The sequence below is a fragment of the Albimonas sp. genome (assembly GCF_055129145.1).
In genome coordinates this window covers 25,274-46,280 of the sequence record NZ_JBSRTQ010000012.1, presented here as the reverse complement: position 1 = coordinate 46,280, position 21,007 = coordinate 25,274, and the positions used below count along the sequence as shown (strand labels likewise).

Genomic DNA, 21,007 nt, shown 5'->3' with positions numbered 1-21,007 from the left:
GGAGGCGGGTTTGCACCCGCCCTACGCTAGCCCTCGCAGGCGGCTTTCAGCAGGGTGAGGGCGTACAGGATCGTGCCCTCGCGCACCTTGCCGCGGCCGAGCGCGCCGAACTGCACGGTTTCCGTCCGCACCGGGGCGGTTCCGGAGACGATGCCGAAGCAGACCATGCCCTCGGGCTTCGGGCCGGACGCGCCGGGGCCCGCGACGCCGGTGACGGAGACCGCGATCTGGGCGCGGGAGCGTTCCAGCGCGCCGGTGGCCATGGCCCCGGCGGCGGGCTCGGACACCGCGCCATGCTCGCGCAGGATCGCGCCGGAGACGCCCAGCGCCTCCTGCTTGGCGTGGTTGGAATAGACCACGTAGCCCCGCTCGGCGACCGCCGACGACCCGGCGATGGCGGTCAGCGCGCCCATGATCAGGCCGCCGGTGCAGCTTTCGGCGGTGACGATCTTGACGCCGGCGGCCCTGGCGGCGTCGAGCACCTGGGCTGCCAGCGTCAGGATCTCGGGCGGCAGCAGGTCGTCGGCGTAAAGGTCGGCGGCGGAAGTGTCGGCTTGCATAAGCTCAGAGCCATCCATGCGCGATCGCGGCCGCGGCCGTGACCAGAATCGCCGAGATCAGCCCCGCCACCAGATCGTCGGCCATGACGCCGAGCGCGCCGGGAAGACGCTCGGCCGTGGAAACCGGCGGGGGCTTCAGTATGTCGAAGGCGCGGAACAGAAGGAAGGCGCCGACCCAGCCCGGCCAGGGAAACACATGCGGCGCGGCGTTGGCGAGCCAGAGGCCCAGCGACAGAGGCGCGAGGGCGAGGAGCTGGCCGGCGAGCTCGTCGGCGATGACTTCGCCGGGATCCTCCTCGCCATGATCCGCGAGATAGCGGTCGATGGAGGTGAAGGCCAGCATGGTCACGGTGATCAGTCCGAAGGCGAAGAGCGGGAAGCCCCCCGCCCAGTGCAGCGCCCAGCCGAGGGGCAGGGCGGCCAGGGATCCGAAGGTGCCGGGCGCGAAGGGCGCGCGCTCGCCCAGGCCGAACAGGGTCGCGAAGCGGGATGTGATCATGCTCATCTCAGCTGGCGCCCTCGCCGGTCGCGACCGGGTCGGGCACGGGTTCGAGGCGTTCGGCAGGCAGCGCAAGACTGACGCAGGCCTGGGCGGCGATGCCCTCGCCGCGACCGGGAAAGCCGAGCCGCTCGGTCGTCGTGGCTTTCACCGAGACCCGGTCGGCGTCGATCCGCAATATCGTTGCAAGACGATCTTTCATTAGCGCCGAATGCGGGCCGATTTTGGGCGTCTCGCAGATGAGGGTGACGTCCGCATTGACGATGCGCCCACCGCGCGCGGCCACCCGTTCCACGGCTTTTTCCAGGAAGATGGCGGAATTCGCGCCCTTCCATTGCAGGTCGGAGGGGGGGAACCACTGGCCGATGTCGCCTTCGGCCAACGCGCCGAAGATGGCGTCGGTCAGGGCGTGCATGCCGACATCGGCGTCGGAATGACCCATGAGGCCCCGGTCGAACGGGATCGCCACGCCGCAGAGCGTGACATGGTCGCCCGGCCCGAAGGCGTGGACGTCGAAGCCGGTCCCGGCGCGGTATTCGGGCGGGGGCGGGCGAAGAGCTGCCTCGGCGCGCATGAAGTCCTCCGGCGTGGTGAGTTTCAGGTTGGCGGGATCGCCCGGGGTGAGGGCGACGGCGAGCCCGGCGGCACGGGCGAGTTCGGCATCGTCGGTGGCTTCCAAGCCGGTCTCGGCCGCGGCGCGATGGGCGGCGAGGATCGGGGCGAAGCGGAACCCCTGCGGGGTCTGGGCGCGGACGAGGCCGTCGCGGGGCAGGAGATCGCCGGCGAGCCCGGCCTCATTTCGGCGCAGGGTGTCCACCAGCGCCACGCCGGGGAAGGCGGCGGGGTGGGTGCTCAGCGCCTCGACCACGCCCGCCACAAGGCGGGGGGTGACGAAGGGGCGGGCGGCGTCGTGGATCAGCACCAGGTCGTCAGGGGCGCAGGCGAGCGCCTCCAGCCCCAGGTGCACGCTCTGCTGTCGGGTGGCGCCGCCGGCGACGGGCGGGGAGAGCGGGGCGACGAGGCCCTCGACCGCGGCGGCGTAGGCGAGGGCGTCGTCGGCGTGGATCACCACCGAGATCCGGTCGACCCCCGCGGCGGCCAGCGCCGCCAGCGTCCGGCGCAGCACCGGGACCCCGCCGAGCGTCCGGTACTGCTTCGGCCCGCCGGGACCGGCGCGGGTTCCGCGACCGGCGGCGACGACCAGCGCGTGCACCGTCGGGCGGTCCGTGCGCGGCGAAGGGTTGGGAACAGGCGCGGCGGGCTGCATCGCGTCGGGAACGCTCCGATGGGGAGGCCGGACCGGCCGGCTCGCGCTTGAGGCGAAGGACGGGGCTGGCGGAAAGACGGGTGCGAGGTGTCGCGGGGCGGACGCTACAGCGCGGTCTTGCCACGCTCAAGACCCAAGGCTATGCGTTACGCAGTGACTAAGGAATGAGCAGATGTCCGTCGACATAGGCAATCTTTCGCTCCGAGACCCCGTTCTGCTCGCGCCGATGGCAGGTATCACCGACCTGCCCTTTCGGCGGCAGGTCGCGCGATACGGCGCGGGCATGATGGTGTCGGAGATGATCGCCTCGCGAGAGATCGCGACCGGCGACGCGCGCGCGCGCGCCAAGGCGGAGATCGAGGGCGGGATGGGCCTGACCTCGGTGCAGATCGCGGGGCGAGAGCCTCATTGGATGGCGGAAGCCGCGAAGCTCGCCGAAGGGCTGGGCGCGCCGGTGATCGACATCAACATGGGGTGCCCGGCGAAGAAGGTCACCGGGGGGCTGTCGGGCTCGGCCCTGATGCGGGTTCCGGACCTGGCGCTGCGGCTGATCGAGGCGGCGGCGGAGGCGGTGTCGGTCCCGGTCACCCTGAAGATGCGGCTGGGTTGGGACGCGACGACGCGCAACGCCCCCGACATCGCCCGGCGGGCCGAGGCCGCGGGGATCGCGATGATCGCGGTGCATGGCCGCGACCGCTGCCAGTTCTACGAGGGCCGCGCCGATTGGGGCGCGATCGGGGCCACGGTGCGCGCCGTCTCGATCCCGGTCATCGCCAATGGCGACATCGCCAGCGCGGCGGATGCGCGCGAGGCGCTGGCGCGGTCCGGCGCCGCAGGCGTGATGGTCGGCCGGGCCGCCCGCGGGAAACCCTGGCTGGTGGCGCGGATCGCGGCCGGGCTCGCCGGACGGCGCCTGCCGGACGAGCCCGACGCCGCGGCGCAGGTCGAGCTGATCTGCGCGCATTACGAGGACATGCTGTCCTTCTACGGCGTCGACGTCGGCCGGCGCTGCGCGCGCAAACATCTCGGTTGGCGGCTTGACCACGCGCCCGGCGCGAAGCCGCTGATCGCCCGCATGATGCGCGAGGAAAGCCCGGACCGGGTCCTCGCCGCCCTGCGTTCGGAGCTGCCGGCGCTGCTGGCCGCCCCTGCGCCGGACGCGCGCCTCGCGCGCCGAACCCACCCCATCGAGGACGCCGCATGACCCAAGAGGCCCGCTGGTCCGCCATCTGGAACGCCGTGCCCTTCGCGGCCGTGCTGTTCGACGCCGAGGACCGGATCCTCGACGTGAACAGCGCCGCCGAGGTGTTCTTCGACCTGTCCTCCAAGGTGCTGGAAGGCCGTTCGCTCGAAACCATGTTCGGGCCGAGCTCCCGCATCGCCGATCTGGTCGGGCAGGTGCGTCGGGGCACGCTCTCGGTCGGGGAGCATGACATGGAGCTGAGCTTCGCCGATCGTCCGCCGCGGATCGCCGACATCCATATCGCCAAGATCGCTGAGGCGGGCGGCGAGATGCTGCTGCTGATCCAGCCGCAGTCGATCGCCGAGAAGATGGACCGGTCCCTGACCCACCGCGCCGCCGCGCGCTCGGTCTCGGGGATGGCTGCGATGCTGGCGCATGAGATCAAGAACCCGCTTGCCGGGATCTCGGGCGCGGCGCAGCTGCTGGCCATGCAGCTCGGCGACGAGGAGACCGAGCTGACCGACCTGATCCGCGAGGAGGCGGACCGCATCGCCAAGCTGCTCGACAAGGTGGAGCTCTTCGGGGACAACCGCCTCGCCCAGCGCGTGCCGGTGAACATCCACGACGTGCTCGACCGCGCCAAGCTGTCGGCCGCGGCGGGTTTCGCCAAGCATGTGCGCTTCGCGGAGGAATACGACCCGTCGCTGCCGTCGACGCCGGGCGATTCCGGGCAGCTGATGCAGGTGTTCCTCAACCTTCTGAAGAACGCCGCCGAGGCGACGCCGCAGGTGGGCGGCATGATCACCATCCGCACGTCGTATCGGCCGGGGATCCGCATGGCCTCGCCCGGCGGCGGGCATGAGAGCCTGCCGCTGCAGGTGACCATCACCGACAACGGCTCCGGCGTGCCGGAGGCGCTGAAACGCGACATCTTCGAGCCGTTCGTGACCTCCAAGGCCACCGGATCCGGGCTGGGGCTGTCGCTGGTGTCGAAGATCGTTGCCGACCACGGGGGCGTGGTCGAATGCGAGAGCGATCCGGGCTGGACCACCTTCCGGGTGCTGCTGCCGGTCTGGACCGATCCGGCCGAGGGGAAAGCGCGCAGCGCACGGGCGCGCGCGAAGAAGGAGAAGAAGGCATGACCGGGGGTCGTTTGAACGGGACGGTGCTGGTCGCGGACGATGACCGCGCCATCCGCACCGTGCTGAGCCAGGCGCTGAGCCGGGCCGGGTGCCGCGTGCGCTCGACCGGATCCGCCTCGACCCTGTGGCGTTGGGTGGAGGACGGCGAGGGCGATTGCATCGTCACCGACGTGATGATGCCCGACGGCGACGCGCTGGACCTGCTGCCCGCGATCCGCAAGAAGCGACCCGATCTGCCGGTGATCGTGATGTCGGCGCAGAACAACATGCTGACCGCGATCCGCGCGGCCGAGGTCGGGGCCTACGAATACCTGCCCAAGCCCTTCGACCTGCGCCAGGTGATCGAGCATGTCGAGCGCGCGCTGGAAGGCGCGCGCACGCCGGAGATGGCCTCCCCCGACCATGGCCGCGACGAGGGGCTGCCGATCATCGGCCGCTCCGCCGCCATGCAGGAGGTCTACCGGATCATGGCCCGCCTGATGAACACCGACCTGACGGTGATGATCAACGGCGAGAGCGGCACGGGCAAGGAATTGGTCGCGCGCGCGCTGCACAGTTTCGGTTGGCGCAAGGCTGGGCCTTTCGTGGCGGTGAACATGGCCGCGATCCCGCGCGACCTGATCGAGGCCGAACTTTTCGGCCATGAACGCGGCGCCTTCACCGGCGCGACCGAGCGCATGGCCGGCAAGTTCGAGGCGGCGGCGGGGGGAACGCTTTTCCTCGACGAGATCGGCGACATGCCGCTCGACGCCCAGACCCGGCTGCTGCGCGTGCTCCAGGATGGCGAATTCACCCGCATCGGCGGCCGCACCCCGATCAAGGCGGACGTTCGGGTGATCGCCGCCACCCATCAGGACCTGCGCGGGCTGATCAACGAGGGCGCGTTCCGCGAGGACCTGTTCTACAGGCTCAACGTGGTGCCGGTGCGCCTGCCGCCGCTGCGCGACCGGGCCGAGGATATTCCGGATCTGGCGCGGGCGTTCCTCAGAAAAGCCGAATCCGAGGGGCTGCCGCGCAAGGCGGTGAGCTCGGAGGCGCTGGAGGCGCTGAAGGGCCAGCCCTGGCCGGGCAACGTGCGCGAACTGGAAAACCTGATGAAGCGGTTGGCGGCGCTCTGCGCCGACGACGTGATCAGCCTTGCGGATGTGGAGAAGGAGCTGGCGGCGCGCCCGTCGGCGGCGGCGCCGGATGTGGAACGGGGGGCGTCGCTGGGAGCCTCGGTCGAGGCGCATCTGCGGGCCTATTTCCAGCTGCATGGCGACGCGCTGCCGCCGCCGGGCCTTTATGACCGGATCCTGCGCGAAGTGGAGCTGCCGTTGATCGCGCTGACCCTGTCGGCCACGCGCGGCAACCAGCTTCGCGCCGCGGATCTGCTCGGCATCAATCGGAATACGCTGCGCAAGAAGATCCGGGAGCTTGACATTCCGGTCACGCGCGGCAAGACGTTGATGTAATCTCGCAACAGTGGCGATGGTCGAGCGTGCGATCCGCCTGCGCCGACGGCGTCGCCACGAGCCGACCCGGCCTCCGCCGGGCCCAGCAACCTAGCCCGAGAGGCCCCTTTGGCCCCGCGCAGCGTCCGCGCCGCAAGATCGATGGTCGACAACGTCGCCGCCCTTCCGGGGGCGGTGATGAAGGGCGGCTGGTCGCGCGCCACCCGTCTGCGGGTCACCGTGCTGGTGGTGCTGATCGGGCCGGTGCTGGCGGCGCTGACCGGATGGGCGCTGTCGGGGGGCGTCGAGGGGCCGGTGCGGCAGGAGACGTTGCGCAGCGTCTTCCTGCTCGACGTGGTCTACATCCTCGTCATCTCGGGACTGGTGATCTGGCGGGTCACGGCGCTGATCTCGGCGCGCCGGGCGCGGTCGGCGGGATCGCGGCTGCATCTGCGGTTGACCGGCGTCTTCGCGGTGATGGCGCTGGCCCCGACCATCCTGGTCGCGGTCTTCGCCACGCTGACGGTCAGCTTCGGGATCGAGGGCTGGTTCTCGGACCAGATCGGCTCGGTGGTCCGCAACTCGCTGGTGACGGCGCAGAGCTACGAGCAGGAGCACCGCCGCCGCATCCGGGCCGAGATCCTGGCCATGGCCAACGACCTCAACCGCGCCGGGGATCAGGGGATCAACGACGGTCAGCTGGGCGAGCTGCTGCGCGCCCAGGCGCGGCTGCGCGAGTTCCCCGAGGCCTTCGTCTTCGATGGCGGCATGGAACTCAGGGCGCGGGGCGAATTCTCATACCTGTTCTCGTTCACCCCGCCGGGGCCGGAGGCGCTGAGCCGGGCGCGGGCGGGCGAAGTGGTGATCGTGTCGGACAGCGACGCCAACGAGATCCGGGCGCTGGTCTATCTGCGCTCGTTCTTCGACTATTACCTGCTGGTCAGCCGAAACGTCGACGGCGAGGTGCTGCGCCTGCTGGACGAGACCCAGGACACGGTCCAGCTCTATGAGCGGCTGGAGAAGGACCGCTCCACCATCCTGCTGGAATTCGCCTTTCTTTACGTGGGCTTCGCGCTGGTGGTGACGCTGGCCGCGATCTGGGCGGGGCTCTATTTCGCCGAACGGCTGGCGCGGCCCATCGGGCGGCTGGCCGGGGCCGCGGAGCGGGTTGGCGCGGGCGACCTGGATGTGCGTGTGCGCGAGGAGCGCGGCGACGACGAGATCGCGGTCCTGTCCCGGATCTTCAACCGGATGACCGAGCAGGTGAAGGGTCAGCGCGACGCCCTCGTTGCGGTCAACCATGAGACGGAACGGCGGCGCCGCTTCATGGCCACGGTGCTGTCAGGCGTCACCGCGGGGGTGGCGCGGCTCGATGCGCTCGGGCGGATCGAGCTGCTGAACGAGGCCGGCGCAAGAATGCTGGGCGTGACCCCGGTGGAGGCGGCGGGGCGGCCGCTGGGAGAGCTCGCGCCGATGTTCCAGCCGCTGCTCGACCAGGCGCGGGACCGGCGAGCGGGCCATGCCACCGACCGGGTCCATGCCAGCATCCAAGGCGCGGACCGGGACTTCCTCGCCCGCGTGGCGCGCACCGCGCCCGATGGCGACGCCGAGGCCTTCGTGCTGACCTTCGACGATCTCACCGAGCTGGTCGCGGCGCAGCGCATGGCGGCCTGGGGCGACATCGCCCGGCGCATCGCCCATGAGATCAAGAATCCGCTGACCCCGATCCAGCTGTCGGCGGAACGGCTGAAGGCGAAGTTCTCGGCCAAGCTGGAAGGGCGGGAACGGGAGCGGTTCGACGGCTATTCCGACATGATCGTGCGCCAGGCGGGCGACATCCGGCGGATGGTCGACGAATTCTCGCGCTTCGCCCGGATGCCGGCGCCGGTGCTGGAGCGCAACCGCTTGGGCGACATCCTGCGCGAGGCGGTGCTGCTGCAGTCGGAGGCCGGCGGCCCGGTGGGCTTCGAGCTGGAGGAGGAGGGCGAGCCGCGCGCCCTGCGCTGCGACCGCGGTATGCTCGCGCAGGCGGTGACCAACCTGCTCAAGAACGCCGGCGAGGCCGTGGAGGCGCGGCTTGCCGCGCGCCCGGAACTGGCGGGCAAGGTGCGCGTCGAGCTGACCCATCTGGCCGACGCGGAAGTCATCCGGATCATGGACAACGGCGTGGGGCTGCCGGAGACCGGCCGCGCCCGCCTGCTGGAGCCTTACGTGACGACCCGCGACAAGGGCACCGGGCTCGGCCTCGCGATCGTCAAGAAGATCGTGGAAGAGCATGGCGGGGGATTCGCGCTCGACGATGCGCCGGAGGGCTGGGACGGGTCGCCCGACGACAGCCCGCGCGGCGCGATGGCGGTGATCCGGCTGCCGGTGACGGCGGGACCGGGGAGTGCAGGTCGGGACGCGGGCGAAATGACAGGCGGCGCCGCCGGACGCGGCGACGCCGCGGAGCGCATGACGGGGCATGGGACGGGGCGTTCAGACCTCGCCGGCCCCGGAGAGGCAGGAGCAGGGCAACATGGCTGATATTCTGGTCGTCGACGACGAAGCGGACATCCGCGAACTGGTCGCCGACATCCTGGAGGACGAGGGCCACGCGACCCGCAAGGCCGCCGATGCCGACGGGGCGTTGCGCGCGGTGGAGACGGCGCGGCCCGACCTGATCATCCTCGACATCTGGCTGCAGGGCAGCCGCATGGACGGGATCGAGATCCTGAAGACCGTGCGGCGCAACCAGCCGGACATTCCTGTGGTGATCATCTCGGGCCACGGCAATATCGAGGTGGCGGTCGCCGCGGTGAAGCAGGGGGCCTACGATTTCATCGAGAAGCCCTTCACCACGGACCAGTTGATGCTTGTGGCGACCCGGGCGCTGGAGGCGAGCCGCCTGCGGCGCGAGAACGCCGCGCTGAAGATGTCGGACCAGCAGCAGGCCGAGATCCTGGGCGCCAGCCACGCGGTGACGGCGCTGCGCCAGAAGCTCGACCGTGTGGCGCGGACCGCGAGCCGGGTGCTGCTGTCGGGGCCCTCGGGGTCGGGCAAGGAAGTGGCGGCGCGGTATATCCATGCGCGGTCGGAGCGCTCGGGCAAGGCCTTCGTCGTGCTGAACTCGGCCACCATCGAGCCGGGCAAGATGGAGGAGACCCTGTTCGGGCGCGAGCGCGAAGATGGCGGGGTGATCCCGGGCCTGTTCGAGAAAGCCCATGGCGGGACGCTGTTCCTCGACGAGGTGGCGGAGATGCCGCCGGGGACCCAGGCCAAGATCCTGCGGGTGCTGGTCGACCAGCGTTTCGCGCGCGCGGGCGGCGCGGATGTGGTGCAGGTGGACACGCGGGTGATCTCGGCCACCACGCGCGATCTGGAGGCGCTGATCGCGGCCGGGAAGTTCCGCGAGGATCTTTACCATCGGCTGTCGGTGGTGCCGCTGGAGACGCCGGCGCTGTCGGCGCGGCGCGAGGATATCCCGATGCTCGCCGCGCATTTCCTGGCGCGGTTGTCGGAGACGGAGGGGCTCGCCCTGCGCAAGCTCTCGACCGATGCGGCGGCGCTGCTGCAGACCCAGAACTGGCCGGGCAACGTGCGCCAGCTGCGCAATGTGATGGAGCAGGTGCTGATTCTGGGCCAGGGCGCCGGCGACATCCGGCCCGAAGAGCTGCCGTTGCAGAGCGGCGAGCCGGCCGAGGGCGGCACGATCCTGTCGCCGGCGATGGCGACGCTGCCGCTGCGCGAGGCGCGGGAATTGTTCGAGCGGGACTACCTGATCGCGCAGATCAACCGCTTCGGCGGCAATATTTCGAAGACCGCGGCCTTCGTGGGGATGGAGCGTTCGGCCCTGCATCGCAAGCTCAAGAGCCTCGGCGTCGCCACGGTGACGCGCGGGGGGGCGCGGGTGGCGGTGGCGGGCGAGGGCGACGAAGAGGATTTCGAGGATTGATCGGGGGCGGGGTCAGACCCGCTCCAGCGCCTGGTGAGGCGGAGGGGGGAGGACGAGCGCGATCGGCGCGCCGGTCCGGATCTCTCCGCCGGTCAGCACCACCGCCATCACGCCGGCGCGCCGGATCAGGGCGCCGTCGCGGCGCAGCAGGACCTTCGCGAGCAGGCCGGGGCGGAAGGCCTCGATCTGGGCGCAGGGGTTTCGGAGGCCGGTGAGTTCGATCTCGGCGCCGGACGGGAAGCCGAGACGCGCGCCGCGTGGGAGGGCGTGAAGGTCGAGGCCTTCGGTCAGGATGTTCTCACCGAGATCGCCAGGGGCGAGGGGGAAACCCGCCTCGGCCAGCATTTCCAGAATTTCGAACGGGATCAGGTGGACCTGGCGCAGGTTGGGCTGCGTGGGGTCGATGCGCACGCGGGAGCGGTGTTTTACGGTGACGCCGCGATGGGCGTCGCCCGCCACGCCCTCGCCGGCGATCAGGGTGATCGCGACGGCGGGAGTTTTGGAGAATCCATGAGCGGCGGCGCAGGACAGGGATGCCACGCGCGGCAGGGGCATCAGCCCAGCAGCTCGGGCAGCAGCGCCTCGGCGGCGGCGGCGGGGGTGGTCAGCGCCTCGCGGTCCTCGCCGGGACGGAAGCGGGCGCGAAGCGCGGTGGGCATCGCCGGGGGGGTCAGGTGCTTGACCTGGTGGGGGAACTTGGCGATCTCCGCCGCCCAGGCGGCGGTCAGCGCGCGCCCGGCGGACTTGGAGGCGGCGTAGGTCCCATGGAAGGGGCCGGCATTCGCGGCGTCGTCGAAGAAGATCGCCCGACCGGCGGGGGCCATGCGCAGCAGCGGGTCGACCACGCGCACCAGCCGGCCGGTGGCGCGGGCGTTGACCGCGAAGGCCTTGTCCCAGTCCTTGACGTCCGCGTGCTCGGCCGGCGAGAGGGGCGGCGCGTGAACGGCGCAATGCACCCAGAGGTCGAGCCGGCCCCAGCGGGAATGGATCGCGGCGCCCAGCCGTTCCAGCCCCGCATCGTCGGTGATGTCGAGCGGCACGAGCGTGGCCGCGGGGCCGCCGGCGGCGCGGATGGCGTCGTCCAGCTCCTCCAGCCCGCCGACGGTGCGGGCCACGGCGATGACCTCGGCCCCGCGCGCGCCCAGAGCGAGGGCGATGGCGTGGCCGAGGCCGCGGGAGGCGCCGGTGACCAGCGCCGCCTTTCCGGAAAGTTCCAATGTCATAAGGGTCTTACTCGGCGGCCTTGAGCGTGATCCGGCCCATCTCGATCATGTCGGAGGGCTGGACGGGATATTCGCCCGAAAAGCAGGCGTCGCAGTATTGCGGGCGTTCGTCGTCGCGACCCGCCTCCTCGCCCACGGCGCGGTAGAGGCCGTCGAGCGAGACGAAACGGAGCGAATCCACGCCGATATGGTCGCGCATCTCTTCCTCGGTCATGCTCGAGGCGAGAAGTTTCTCCTTGTCGGGCGTGTCGACGCCGTAGAAGCAGGGCCAGGCGGTGGGCGGGGAGGCGATGCGGAAGTGCACCTCCTTCGCGCCGGCGTCCATGATCATGTCCTTGATCTTCATCGAGGTGGTGCCGCGCACCACCGAGTCGTCGACCAGGATCACCCGCTTGCCGCGGATGATGGCGCGGTTGACGTTGAGCTTGAGGCGCACGCCCATGTTGCGGATCTGCTCGGTCGGTTCGATGAAGGTGCGGCCGACATACTGGTTGCGGATGATCCCCATCGCGAAGGGGATGCCCGATTCCTGGGAATAGCCGATGGCGGCGGGGGTCCCTGAATCGGGGACCGCGCAGACCAGGTCGGCGTCGACCGGCGCCTCGCGGGCCAGCTCGACGCCGATGCGGCGGCGGCTTTCGTAGACCGAGGCGCCGCCGATGACGCTGTCGGGGCGCGAGAAATACACATGCTCGAAGATGCAGAAGCGCGGGCGCTGCGGCTCGAACGGCATGGTGGAGCGCAGACCGGTGTCGTCGATGGTCACCATCTCGCCGGGGAGCACGTCGCGGATGAACTCGGCCCCGACGATATCGAGCGCGCAGGTCTCCGACGCCAGGATCCAGGCCTCTCCGATCCGGCCCAGCACCAGCGGGCGCACGCCCAGCGGGTCGCGGACGCCGATCAGCGCGTCGGAGGTGAGGGCGAGGACGGAGAACGCCCCCTCCACGCGCCGCAGGGCGTCCTTGAGGCGTTCGGGGATGGTGCGGTGGAAGGAGCGCGCCATCAAGTGCAGCACCGCCTCGGTGTCCGAGGTGGTGTGGAAGAGCGATCCACGCTCGATCAGCTCGCGCTTGATCTGGAGGGCGTTGGTCAGGTTGCCGTTATGCGCGATGGCGACGCCGCCGACGGCGAGATCGCCGTGGAAGGGCTGCACGTCGCGCATCGTGGTCTGGCCCTTGGAGCCGGTGGTCGAGTAGCGCACATGGCCGATGCCGGAGCGGCCGGGCAGCTGCTCCATGGTCTCGGCCGAGGTGAAGTTGTCGCGGACATAGCCGAGCTTCTTCACCACGCAGAAATTGCGCGCGTCGTCATGAGTGACGATGCCGCCGGCCTCCTGGCCGCGATGCTGGAGCGCGTGGAGGCCGAGGGCGACGAAGTTCGCGGCGTCGCCGAGGCCGTAAATGCCGAACAGGCCGCATTCCTCGCGCAGCTTGTCGCCATCGGCGGTCTCGAACGGGTCGGAGAGCGGAAGGCGGCGGGGCTCTTGCATCGGCTGGAGGCTCCCAGGTGCGGAATCGTCGGCGAGCGGGAACATAGGTGTCTTCGCCCGGATTGTCATCGCGTCGTCATGTAGCGTCGCCGGAAAGCGCGGGAACGCCGCCGCATTCGGCCATCAGTCCGTTGACCGGTTCGAACAGCCAGCCGGGCAGGGTGGTGGGCAGCTCGGCGCTCAGCATTTCTGCGGTGTCGGAGATCATGCCGATCAGACGCGAATCGTCGATCATCGCCATCCGCTCCGACGGGGGGACCACCTGATCGTAGATCAGGTAGACCACGGCGGCGAGCACCAGCCCGCGCGCCACCCCGAAGACGAAGCCGAGGCCCTTGTCGATGGGGCCGAGCACGCTGTCCTGCACCGCCGAAGAGAAGAGCGGCGTGAAAATCGACAGCAGAATCAGCGCCACGGCGAAGGCGACCGCGAAAGCCGCGATCTTGGAGAGCGTGCAGGACGAGGCGAGCATCGGGCCGATGCCCGGGATCTCCTGCAGCAGCGGCTCGATGAGGAGCGAGACGTGCAGCGCCGCGATGGCGGCGAGGATCCAGCCGAGGATCGACAGCGCCTCGCGCGTGAAGCCGCGCGACCAGGCCAGCAGGCCGGAAATCAGCAGCACGGCGAGGATGACCCCGTCCGCGATCGTGAAGCTCATGCGTTCTCGTCCCTCGCCAAGCGCGCCGGAGACCCATCGCCGGGTCGGCTCGTCCCACCTGAGCGGGGGCGCGCATCGTGCGGTCCCCACCCGATTCCCCCATCCGAATTCGCGCGGGCGCTCAGGCCTCTGCGTCGAGGATGCGGGCCACCAACCCGCGCAGATCCTCGATTCGGTGCACCGTCATGCCAGAATCCGCCCCCGGCTTCACCTGCGAAGGGGCGAGCGCGACGTTGAAGCCGAGCTTCGCCGCCTCCCGCAGCCGGACGTCGGTCTGGGGCGCCGGACGCACCGCGCCTGACAGGCTGATCTCGCCGAACACCACGGTGTCGGGTTCCAGCGCGCGGTCCTGGGCGGCCGAGAGCAGCGCCGCGGCCACGGCCAGGTCCGCCGCGGGCTCCGACACGCGAAGGCCTCCGGCGACGTTCAGATAGACGTCCCGGCCGCCGAGCGCCACCCCGCAGCGCGCCTCCAGCACCGCGAGGATCATCGCGAGCCGGCCGCTGTCCCAGCCGACCACCGCGCGGCGGGGCGATCCGGGGGCGTTGGCGCCGACGAGGGCCTGGATTTCGACCAGCAGCGGGCGCGTGCCCTCGACCCCGGCGAAGACCACGGTGCCCGGCGAGGCGCGGCCGCGCTCCGACAGGAACAGGGCGGAGGGGTTGGAGACCTGGGCGAGGCCGCGGGCGGTCATCTCGAACACCCCGATCTCGTCGGAGGGGCCGAAGCGGTTCTTCACGGCGCGCAGGATGCGGAACGGGTGGCCGCGCTCGCCTTCGAAATAGAGCACGGTGTCGACCATGTGCTCGATCACCCTCGGGCCGGCGAGCTGGCCGTCCTTGGTGACGTGGCCGACCAGAATCACGGCGGCGCCGCGGGTCTTGGCGAAGGCGGTGAGCGCATGGGCCGCGGCGCGGACCTGGGAGACGGAGCCGGGGGCGCTGTCGACCGAGTCGAGCCACATGGTCTGGATCGAATCGACCACGACCACGTCGGGGCGTTCCTCCTCCAGCGTGGCCAGGATTTCGCGCAGGCCGGTTTCGGCGGCGAGCTGGACGGGGCTGTCCTGCAGGCCGAGGCGCGCGGCGCGCATGCGGATCTGGCCGGTGGCTTCCTCGCCGGACACATAGATCGCCTTCGCGCCCTGTCGGGCGAAGGCGGCGGTGGCCTGGAGGAGGAGGGTGGATTTGCCGATGCCGGGATCGCCGCCGACCAGCACGGCCGAGGCGGTGGCGAGACCGCCGCCGAGCACGCGGTCGAGCTCCCCCACGCCGGCCGACATGCGGGTGGGCGCGGCCTCGGAGCCGGACAGCGGGACCAGCGGCACGCGGCGGATGCTGCGGTTCTTGCCTGGGCCGGTGGGCGCGGGGAGGGCGGGGCCGAGGCCCGCGTCCTCGGTGATCGAGTTCCACGCCCCGCACGCGTCGCAGCGCCCCGCCCATTTGCCATGGACGGCGCCGCATTCGGCGCAGGTGAACTGGGGGGCGATGCGGGCCATGGCGCGGTTGTGGACGTTCAGCCCCCGAAGGGCAAGCCGGAGGCGATGGCGATGCCGAACCCGGCCTGCGCGAGGGGGAGGAGACGGTTCCAGCCGCGCTCCGCCACCGCGAGATAGATGCCGGCGGCGGCGAGCAGCAGCGCGGGGGGCAGCGCCGCCACGGGGGCGGGCCAGCTGAGCGCGGCCATGGCGGCGATGGCCGAAACGATGGCCAGCCCGTGGGCGATGCGTTGCCGGCCGGAGGTTCGGAAAATCTGGGCGAGGCTCCAGATCAGGCTCGCGAACAGCACGCCGGCGAGGATGATGCCGGCGAGCAGGGTGATGATCTGGATCATGGGACGCTCCGGTGACGGCGGGAGGTGATCAGCGAAAGGGCGAGCGAGAGCAGCACGCAGAAGGCGAAAAGCCAGAGGCCCCAGGCGGTCTCGACCCGGCCGACGCCGACGCCCTTGACGATGACGACGGTCATGGCGAGCAGGAACACGTCGGCCATGGAGAGCTTTCCGAGCAGTTCCAGCGCCGGCAGGACGCGGGGCGGGAGCCGGCCGACATGCACGGCGGCGAGCGCCAGGGTTTTCGCGTAGGGAAGCGCGAGGGCGAGAAGGCCGACGAGGATGGCCAGCGCGGGGTCGGCCTCCCACAGTGACCCGAGGCCGGAGAGGATCGACACGTCCTCCCCGCCCAGGAAGGGCAGGAAGCCGGTGCGGGCGACGGGCGCGATCCAGGCCAACGGGTAGAGGATCAGAAGCGCCAGGTTGGCGATGGCGACGAGGCGCTGCGTCATGGGGGCTGGGTCCCGGCGCGGGGCGGGCTCAGCGGATCGCTGCGATCGGGCCTTCGGAGCGGCCATGGATGAACTGGGAGACATAGGGGTCCTCGGTCTCGTCGAGGTCGTCGACGGCCCCCTCCCACCGGATCTTGCCGTCGTGGATCATGGCCACCCGGTCGGCGATGGCGCGCACCGAGGTCATGTCATGGGTGATGGTCATCGCGGTGGCGCCCAGATCGGTGACCAGCTCGCGGATCAGTTCGTTGATCACGCCCGACATGATCGGGTCGAGGCCCGTGGTCGGCTCGTCGAAGAAGATGATCTCGGGGTCCGCGGCGATGGCGCGGGCGAGGCCGACGCGCTTCTGCATGCCGCCCGAGAGCTCGGCGGGGAAGAGGTCGGCGGTCTCGGGCGTCAGACCCACGCGGCGCAGCTTTTCGATGGCGGCCTCGCGGGCCTCGACCTTGGATTTGCGGTTCGAGCCGTGGCGCATGCGAAAGGCCACATTCTCCCACACCGTCATCGAATCGAACAGCGCGCCGCCCTGGAACAGCATGCCGAAACGGGCGAGCAGCGCCTCGCGGTTGCGGCTTGTGGCGCGTTCGCCGTCGATCATCACTTCGCCGGCGTCGGGGGCGATGATGCCGAGCACGCATTTCAGGGTCACCGACTTGCCGGTGCCCGAGCCGCCGATGATCACCAGGCTTTCGCCGCGCGCGACCGAGAGGTCGACGCCGCGCAGCACCTTCTTGGGCCCGAAGGCCTTGTGAACGCCCTTGAGCGCGATGCGGGGCGGGTGGTCCGTGGTCGCTTCGGTCATGCGGGGAACAGCGCCTCGGTCAGGATGTAGTTGGCGGCGAGGATCAGGATGGAGGCGGAGACCACCGCATTGGTGGTCGCCTGGCCGACGCCCTGCGCGCCGCGGCCGGAATTGTAGCCCTGGTAGCAGCCCATCAGCGCGATGATGAAGCCGAAGGCCGCGGCCTTGATGAGGCCGGAGGTGACGTCGCCGGTGGTCAGATACTGCTCGGTATTGCGGATATAGGCCGAGGGCGAGAAGTCCAGCCGGCCGACGCCGACCAGGAACCCGCCCATGATGCCGATGACGTCGCTGATGAAGGCGAGCAGCGGCATGGCGAGCGTCGCGGCCAGCAGGCGCGGTGCGACGAGGTATTTCATCGGGTTGGTCGAGAGCGTGGTCAGCGCATCGATCTGCTCGGTCACCCGCATGGTGCCCAGCTCCGCGGCGATGGAGGCGGAGACGCGGCCCGCCACCATCAGCCCGCCCAGCACGGGGCCGAGCTCGCGCACCATGCCGATGGCGACGATGGAGGGGACCACCGACTCGGCGTTGAAGCGCGAGCCGCCAGAATAGATCTGCAGCGCCAGGGCGCCGCCGGTGAAAAGCGCGGTCATGCCGACCACGGGCAGCGAGAAATAACCGATGCGCAGCAGCTGGCGGCCGAATTCGGCGGGATACCAGGGCGGGCGGAACACGTGGCTGGCGGCTGAGATCGCGAAGAGGGTCAGCGCGCCGGTGGCCCGCAGCAGGGCGAAGACGGTGGCGCCGATGGCGGCGAGAAAGCTCGCCACGGTCGACGCGATGCGGGCGGGGACGCCCGGGGCGCGGTCGGCGGTCCGGTTCATGCGGGCGCTCCTTCGGGGGCGTGAGGGGCGGCGGCGCGCCCGGGGAACGGCGGGTGGCCGAGGCGCTTCTCCAGCCAGGCGACGTCCTGGCGGGTGGCCTGGCGAACGCGGGACTTGACCGCGTCGGGCAGATCGAAGCGGGGGCCGCGCAGGGTTTCGAGCCGCCGCAGGATCCGGGTCGGGTTACGGCGCGCGAAGTCCATGGAAAACGCCTCCATCATGCGGTTGCGAAGATCGTGAAGCTGCGCCGCTCGCCGCGTCATGGCGGTGTTGTCGTTGAGCCGGGCGGGGCGGTCCAGGGCGGCTTCCAGCCCCGGCTCGCCCACCGCCTCCAGGAAGTCGGCCAGCACGTCGCCGTCGCGGAGCCGGGCGCGGTCATAGACCCGGATCTCGACGTTTCGCGTCCCGAACGCGCGACGATAGCGGCCGATCCGCTGGCGATAGGCCGGGAGCGGCGGCCTGAGGGCCAAGTCGCGCAGGGTGCGGCCGGCCTTCAGGCGCTGCTGGGTCATCGAGACCGCGTAGGCCACCGGCTCGCGCACATACACGATGACGCGGGTCTCGACGCCGGCAAGGTCGAAGGCCTCGGCCATGCGCTTCAGGTCGTCCGGCCGCAGCATGTCGTAGAGCTGCTCGCCCGAGAGGATCACCTTCGGAGCGGCGGACGGGTGGAGCGCGTCGCGCAGAACCTCCCGGCTGCGGGCCTTGGCCGCGACCAAGCTCTCGGCCAGGTTTCGGCCGAACGGGCGGCTGCGGCGGGCGATATGTTCAGGGGCGCCGAACATGTGCACCAGCGGCCAGCCGTGGCAGGCGCCGAGATCGGGATACAGCACGCCGTGCGCGGCCAGACGCGCGCGGTTATGGTCCAGCACGTTCTGGATCCAGGTCGTCCCCGTCTTGTGATGTCCGATATGCAGGTAGATGCGTCTCGGAACGGAAGGCGTAGACATCTGGCTCGCTTCGCTGCTGAGGGCCGCGGCCGGGGGGGCGGACGCCGTCAGCTATACTGACGCAGGTAGCGCGGGCCAAGGCCCGTCAGAACCTCGTAACCGGTGGTGCCGCTGGCGGCGGCGAGGCGGTCGACGCCCTGGTGGGGTCCGAGCAGCTCGGCGAAGGCGCCCGGCGCCGGTTCGGGCAGATCGGTGAGGTCCACGGTGATCATGTCCATGGAGACGCGGCCCACCACCGGGGCGGCCCGTCCATCCACATAGACGTGGAAGCCTTTGGAGAGGCGATGCAATCCGTCGGCGTAGCCGATGGGCAGCACGCCGATGCGGCTGGGACGGCGCGCGGTCCAGGTCGCGCCGTAGCCGACGCTGTCGCCCGCCGGGATCTCGCGCACCTGCAGGAAGGGCGCTTCGAGCGTGACCACGGGCCGCGCGTCCATGAAGGGCTCCCCACCATAGAGGCCGACGCCCGGGCGCACGAGATCGAAGTGGAAGGCCTCGCCCAGCAGGGTTCCGCCGGTGGCGGCGAGCGAGCGGCGGGCGTTGGGGGCGATGCGGGCGGCGAGTTCGGACCGGCCGGCGAAGGCGCCGCGCTGGCGGGCGTTCATCGAGTTCGCGGGTTCGTCGGCGTTGGCGAGATGGGACATGACCAGGGTCAGGTCCAGCCCCTCCGGCGGATCGGCGCGCAGGGCGTCGAGCTCGGCCGCGGTGAAGCCGAGGCGGTTGATGCCGCTTTCAATATGCAGGCCGGGACCGGAGCCGGGGGCGGCGGCGACGTCGGCGCGCGCCGCAATCCAGGCGGCGAGCTGGAAGGGCGAGGACAGCACCGGGCGCAGATCGGCGCCGCGGAAGGCGGGCGCGTCTTCGGGCAGGAAGCCGTTGAAGACGTAGATCGCGGGGCCGGGGCCGAGGATGTCGCGCAGGGCGGCGCCTTCGCCGGCCTGGGCCACGAAGAAGGTGCGGGCGCCGGCCTTGCGCAGCGTGGCCGCGGTGGCGCTCAGGCCTGTGCCGTAGGCGTCGGCCTTGACCACCGCGGCGGTCTCGGCCGTGGGGGCGAGAGCGGCGAGCGCGCGCCAGTTCGCGGCGATGGCGTCGAGATGGATGGTCAGCCGGGCCTTGGAGCCGGCGGCGACGGGCTGGGCGGCGAGGGAGGCGGGGGCTGTGCGCATCGGCTCAGAAAGCATCGTCGCGTCCGGTCTGGTTGTAGACGTCGCGGGCGAGATCGCCGAAGCGGGTGAACCGGCCTTCGAAGGCGAGCTCGACCGAGCCGATCGGCCCGTGCCGTTGTTTGCCGATGATGACCTCGGCCTTGCCGCGCACGTTTTCCATGGTCTCCTGCCACTTCATCGTGGCCTCCACGTCGGTTTCGGACGGCTTCTCGCGCTCTTTGTAATATTCCTCGCGGAACACGAACATCACCACGTCGGCATCCTGTTCGATCGAGCCCGATTCCCGAAGGTCCGACAGCTGCGGCCGCTTGTCCTCCCGGCTCTCCACCTGACGCGACAGCTGGGAGAGGGCGATGACCGGGATCTGAAGCTCCTTGGCGATGGCCTTGAGACCCATGGAGATCTCCGCGATCTCGTTCACCCGGTTCTCGGTCTTGCCGGCGCCGCGGCAGAGTTGAAGGTAGTCGACGAAGAGCGCGTCGAGCCCGTGCTGGCGCTTCAGGCGTCGGGCGCGGGCGGCGAGGGTGGAGATCGGCAGGGCCGGCGTGTCGTCGATGTAGAACGGCATCTTCTCGAGCTCGCGCGCGGCTTCGACGAAGCGGCGGAACTCCTCCTCCTCCATGTCGCCGCGGCGGATCTGCTCGGAGGGCACGCGGGACTGTTCGGAGAGGATGCGGGTGGCGAGCTGTTCGGCCGACATCTCGAGGCTGAAGAACCCGACCTTGCCGCCGTTGATGGCGCCGATGGTGCCGTCGTGCTTTTCGCCTTCGCGGTAGGCCTTGGCGATGTTGAAGGCGATGTTGGTGGCGAGCGAGGTTTTGCCCATGGACGGGCGGCCGGCGAGGATCAGCAGGTCCGAAGGATGCAGGCCGCCGAGGCGGCGGTCGAGATCGACGAGGCCCGACGAGATGCCGGCGAGGCCGCCGTCGCGCTGGTAAGCGGCGTTGGCGACTTCGATCGCCTCGGTCGCCGCGGACAGGAACGAGCGGAAGCCGCCGTCGGAGCGGCCCTTCTCGGCCAGCGAATAGAGGCTCTGCTCGGCTTCCACGATCTGCTCGCCCGGCTCGGTCTCGGCGTCGGCCTGCTGGGCGCGGTCGCGGATTTCGAGCCCGATTCGCATCAGCTCGCGCCGGATGGCGAGGTCGTAGATGGCCTGGGCGTAGTCCTTGGCGGAATAGATCGAGATCGCGGCGCCGGCGAGACGCGCGAGATAGGCGGCGCCGCCGAGCTCCTTGAGCCCTTCGTCGTCCTCGAGAAAGGTCTTGAGGGTGACGGCGTTGGCCTGGAAGTTCTTCTGGATGCGGCGCGCGGCGGTGGCGTAGATCCGGGCGTGGACCGGGTCGTAGAAGTGATCGGCCATCAGGAAGCCGGCGACGCGGTCGTAGACCTCGTTGTTGATCAGGATCGCGCCGAGCAGCGCCTGCTCCGCCTCGATGTTCGAGGGGGAGCTTGCGGGCGACATGGGGGCGAGAGCGTTCGCCGAAGCCTCCGCCGGCAGGGCGGGGGGGGGCGGGCCGTCATCCATATGGGTCTCCGTGCTGGTCATGCCTGCCTTGCGCCGGACTCCGGCTGTCCCCGGCGGGCGA

Annotated in this window: 20 protein-coding genes; 5 read left to right on the top strand and 15 right to left on the bottom strand. The window is 70.6% G+C overall.

Annotated elements, in window-relative coordinates; translation table 11 throughout:
* Positions 1-26: 26 nt before the first annotated feature.
* Genes ACTB72_RS03955 through ACTB72_RS03945 form a run of 3 tightly spaced genes read right to left on the bottom strand, consistent with a single transcriptional unit; the run spans position 27 to position 2,326 of the window.
* Positions 27-560: a CinA family protein gene (locus ACTB72_RS03955; protein ID WP_463035683.1), complete on the bottom strand. Its 534-nt coding sequence runs from the start codon at positions 558-560 to the stop codon at positions 27-29.
* Positions 561-564: 4 nt separating this feature from the next.
* Positions 565-1,065: a phosphatidylglycerophosphatase A family protein gene (locus ACTB72_RS03950; protein WP_463035682.1), complete on the bottom strand. Its 501-nt coding sequence runs from the start codon at positions 1,063-1,065 to the stop codon at positions 565-567.
* Position 1,066: 1 nt separating this feature from the next.
* On the bottom strand, positions 1,067-2,326 hold the full coding sequence (locus ACTB72_RS03945; RefSeq protein ID WP_463035681.1) for a bifunctional 2-C-methyl-D-erythritol 4-phosphate cytidylyltransferase/2-C-methyl-D-erythritol 2,4-cyclodiphosphate synthase: 1,260 nt from the start codon (positions 2,324-2,326) through the stop codon (positions 1,067-1,069).
* Positions 2,327-2,498: 172 nt separating this feature from the next.
* Between ACTB72_RS03945 and dusB the strand changes: the two genes are divergently transcribed.
* From dusB to ntrX, 5 genes are all read left to right on the top strand, one after another.
* Positions 2,499-3,530, top strand: a complete 1,032-nt coding sequence (gene dusB, locus ACTB72_RS03940) for a tRNA dihydrouridine synthase DusB (protein WP_463035680.1) — start codon at positions 2,499-2,501, stop codon at positions 3,528-3,530.
* Positions 3,527-4,651, top strand: coding sequence for a two-component system sensor histidine kinase NtrB (locus tag ACTB72_RS03935; protein WP_463035679.1), 1,125 nt, complete (start codon positions 3,527-3,529; stop codon positions 4,649-4,651). Before dusB ends, ACTB72_RS03935 begins: the two co-directional genes overlap by 4 nt.
* Positions 4,648-6,105, top strand: coding sequence for a nitrogen regulation protein NR(I) (ntrC, locus tag ACTB72_RS03930; protein WP_463035678.1), 1,458 nt, complete (start codon positions 4,648-4,650; stop codon positions 6,103-6,105). The genes ACTB72_RS03935 and ntrC overlap by 4 nt, the downstream gene beginning before the upstream one ends.
* 141 nt (positions 6,106-6,246) lie before the next feature.
* A complete protein-coding gene (locus tag ACTB72_RS03925; RefSeq protein ID WP_463035677.1) occupies positions 6,247-8,610 on the top strand; it encodes a sensor histidine kinase NtrY-like in 2,364 nt (787 codons plus the stop codon).
* The gene (gene ntrX, locus ACTB72_RS03920) at positions 8,603-10,018 is read left to right on the top strand and encodes a nitrogen assimilation response regulator NtrX (protein WP_463035676.1); all 1,416 of its coding nucleotides are present in this window, start codon (positions 8,603-8,605) and stop codon (positions 10,016-10,018) included. Before ACTB72_RS03925 ends, ntrX begins: the two co-directional genes overlap by 8 nt.
* 12 nt (positions 10,019-10,030) lie before the next feature.
* Here ntrX and ACTB72_RS03915 read toward each other — a convergent pair whose 3' ends face one another.
* From ACTB72_RS03915 to ACTB72_RS03860, 12 genes are all read right to left on the bottom strand, one after another.
* Entirely contained in the window at positions 10,031-10,573 is a 543-nt protein-coding gene (locus ACTB72_RS03915) for an MOSC domain-containing protein (protein WP_463035675.1), read from the bottom strand.
* A complete protein-coding gene (locus ACTB72_RS03910) occupies positions 10,573-11,241 on the bottom strand; it encodes an SDR family NAD(P)-dependent oxidoreductase (RefSeq protein WP_463035674.1) in 669 nt (222 codons plus the stop codon). Before ACTB72_RS03910 ends, ACTB72_RS03915 begins: the two co-directional genes overlap by 1 nt.
* Before the next feature lie 7 nt (positions 11,242-11,248).
* On the bottom strand, positions 11,249-12,733 hold the full coding sequence (gene purF / locus ACTB72_RS03905; protein WP_463035673.1) for an amidophosphoribosyltransferase: 1,485 nt from the start codon (positions 12,731-12,733) through the stop codon (positions 11,249-11,251).
* Between the two features lie 76 nt (positions 12,734-12,809).
* Positions 12,810-13,391, bottom strand: coding sequence for a CvpA family protein (locus tag ACTB72_RS03900; RefSeq protein WP_463035672.1), 582 nt, complete (start codon positions 13,389-13,391; stop codon positions 12,810-12,812).
* Between the two features lie 121 nt (positions 13,392-13,512).
* Entirely contained in the window at positions 13,513-14,889 is a 1,377-nt protein-coding gene (gene radA, locus ACTB72_RS03895) for a DNA repair protein RadA (protein ID WP_463035671.1), read from the bottom strand.
* Between the two features lie 17 nt (positions 14,890-14,906).
* A complete protein-coding gene (locus ACTB72_RS03890; RefSeq protein ID WP_463035670.1) occupies positions 14,907-15,224 on the bottom strand; it encodes a hypothetical protein in 318 nt (105 codons plus the stop codon).
* On the bottom strand, positions 15,221-15,673 hold the full coding sequence (locus ACTB72_RS03885) for a paraquat-inducible protein A (protein ID WP_463035669.1): 453 nt from the start codon (positions 15,671-15,673) through the stop codon (positions 15,221-15,223). Before ACTB72_RS03885 ends, ACTB72_RS03890 begins: the two co-directional genes overlap by 4 nt.
* Positions 15,674-15,701: 28 nt before the next feature.
* On the bottom strand, positions 15,702-16,478 hold the full coding sequence (locus ACTB72_RS03880) for an ABC transporter ATP-binding protein (protein WP_463035668.1): 777 nt from the start codon (positions 16,476-16,478) through the stop codon (positions 15,702-15,704).
* Positions 16,475-17,305 carry an MlaE family ABC transporter permease gene (locus ACTB72_RS03875; RefSeq protein WP_463035667.1) on the bottom strand — a complete coding sequence of 277 codons (831 nt, stop codon included), beginning with the start codon at positions 17,303-17,305 and terminating at the stop codon, positions 16,475-16,477. The genes ACTB72_RS03880 and ACTB72_RS03875 overlap by 4 nt, the downstream gene beginning before the upstream one ends.
* Positions 17,302-18,255 carry a hypothetical protein gene (locus ACTB72_RS03870; protein ID WP_463035666.1) on the bottom strand — a complete coding sequence of 318 codons (954 nt, stop codon included), beginning with the start codon at positions 18,253-18,255 and terminating at the stop codon, positions 17,302-17,304. The genes ACTB72_RS03875 and ACTB72_RS03870 overlap by 4 nt, the downstream gene beginning before the upstream one ends.
* Positions 18,256-18,302: 47 nt before the next feature.
* Positions 18,303-19,436, bottom strand: a complete 1,134-nt coding sequence (gene alr / locus ACTB72_RS03865; RefSeq protein ID WP_463035665.1) for an alanine racemase — start codon at positions 19,434-19,436, stop codon at positions 18,303-18,305.
* A complete protein-coding gene (locus ACTB72_RS03860; RefSeq protein ID WP_463035691.1) occupies positions 19,426-20,883 on the bottom strand; it encodes a replicative DNA helicase in 1,458 nt (485 codons plus the stop codon). Before ACTB72_RS03860 ends, alr begins: the two co-directional genes overlap by 11 nt.
* Positions 20,884-21,007: the final 124 nt, after the last annotated feature.

Excerpts from the sequence above, each read along its gene's own strand:
- ACTB72_RS03870 (WP_463035666.1), bottom strand. The coding sequence starts at position 18,255 with ATGTCTACGCCTTCCGTTCCGAGACGCATCTACCTGCATATCGGACAT.
- ACTB72_RS03950 (WP_463035682.1), bottom strand. The coding sequence starts at position 1,065 with ATGAGCATGATCACATCCCGCTTCGCGACCCTGTTCGGCCTGGGCGAG.
- ACTB72_RS03860 (WP_463035691.1), bottom strand. The coding sequence starts at position 20,883 with ATGTCGCCCGCAAGCTCCCCCTCGAACATCGAGGCGGAGCAGGCGCTG.
- ACTB72_RS03885 (WP_463035669.1), bottom strand. The coding sequence starts at position 15,673 with ATGACGCAGCGCCTCGTCGCCATCGCCAACCTGGCGCTTCTGATCCTC.
- ACTB72_RS03955 (WP_463035683.1), bottom strand. The coding sequence starts at position 560 with ATGCAAGCCGACACTTCCGCCGCCGACCTTTACGCCGACGACCTGCTG.
- ntrC (WP_463035678.1), top strand. The coding sequence starts at position 4,648 with ATGACCGGGGGTCGTTTGAACGGGACGGTGCTGGTCGCGGACGATGAC.
- dusB (WP_463035680.1), top strand. The coding sequence starts at position 2,499 with ATGTCCGTCGACATAGGCAATCTTTCGCTCCGAGACCCCGTTCTGCTC.
- ACTB72_RS03945 (WP_463035681.1), bottom strand. The coding sequence starts at position 2,326 with ATGCAGCCCGCCGCGCCTGTTCCCAACCCTTCGCCGCGCACGGACCGC.
- ACTB72_RS03910 (WP_463035674.1), bottom strand. The coding sequence starts at position 11,241 with ATGACATTGGAACTTTCCGGAAAGGCGGCGCTGGTCACCGGCGCCTCC.
- alr (WP_463035665.1), bottom strand. The coding sequence starts at position 19,436 with ATGCTTTCTGAGCCGATGCGCACAGCCCCCGCCTCCCTCGCCGCCCAG.
- ntrX (WP_463035676.1), top strand. The coding sequence starts at position 8,603 with ATGGCTGATATTCTGGTCGTCGACGACGAAGCGGACATCCGCGAACTG.
- ACTB72_RS03900 (WP_463035672.1), bottom strand. The coding sequence starts at position 13,391 with ATGAGCTTCACGATCGCGGACGGGGTCATCCTCGCCGTGCTGCTGATT.
- purF (WP_463035673.1), bottom strand. The coding sequence starts at position 12,733 with ATGCAAGAGCCCCGCCGCCTTCCGCTCTCCGACCCGTTCGAGACCGCC.
- ACTB72_RS03880 (WP_463035668.1), bottom strand. The coding sequence starts at position 16,478 with ATGACCGAAGCGACCACGGACCACCCGCCCCGCATCGCGCTCAAGGGC.
- radA (WP_463035671.1), bottom strand. The coding sequence starts at position 14,889 with ATGGCCCGCATCGCCCCCCAGTTCACCTGCGCCGAATGCGGCGCCGTC.
- ACTB72_RS03935 (WP_463035679.1), top strand. The coding sequence starts at position 3,527 with ATGACCCAAGAGGCCCGCTGGTCCGCCATCTGGAACGCCGTGCCCTTC.
- ACTB72_RS03890 (WP_463035670.1), bottom strand. The coding sequence starts at position 15,224 with ATGATCCAGATCATCACCCTGCTCGCCGGCATCATCCTCGCCGGCGTG.
- ACTB72_RS03875 (WP_463035667.1), bottom strand. The coding sequence starts at position 17,305 with ATGAACCGGACCGCCGACCGCGCCCCGGGCGTCCCCGCCCGCATCGCG.
- ACTB72_RS03915 (WP_463035675.1), bottom strand. The coding sequence starts at position 10,573 with ATGCCCCTGCCGCGCGTGGCATCCCTGTCCTGCGCCGCCGCTCATGGA.
- ACTB72_RS03925 (WP_463035677.1), top strand. The coding sequence starts at position 6,247 with ATGGTCGACAACGTCGCCGCCCTTCCGGGGGCGGTGATGAAGGGCGGC.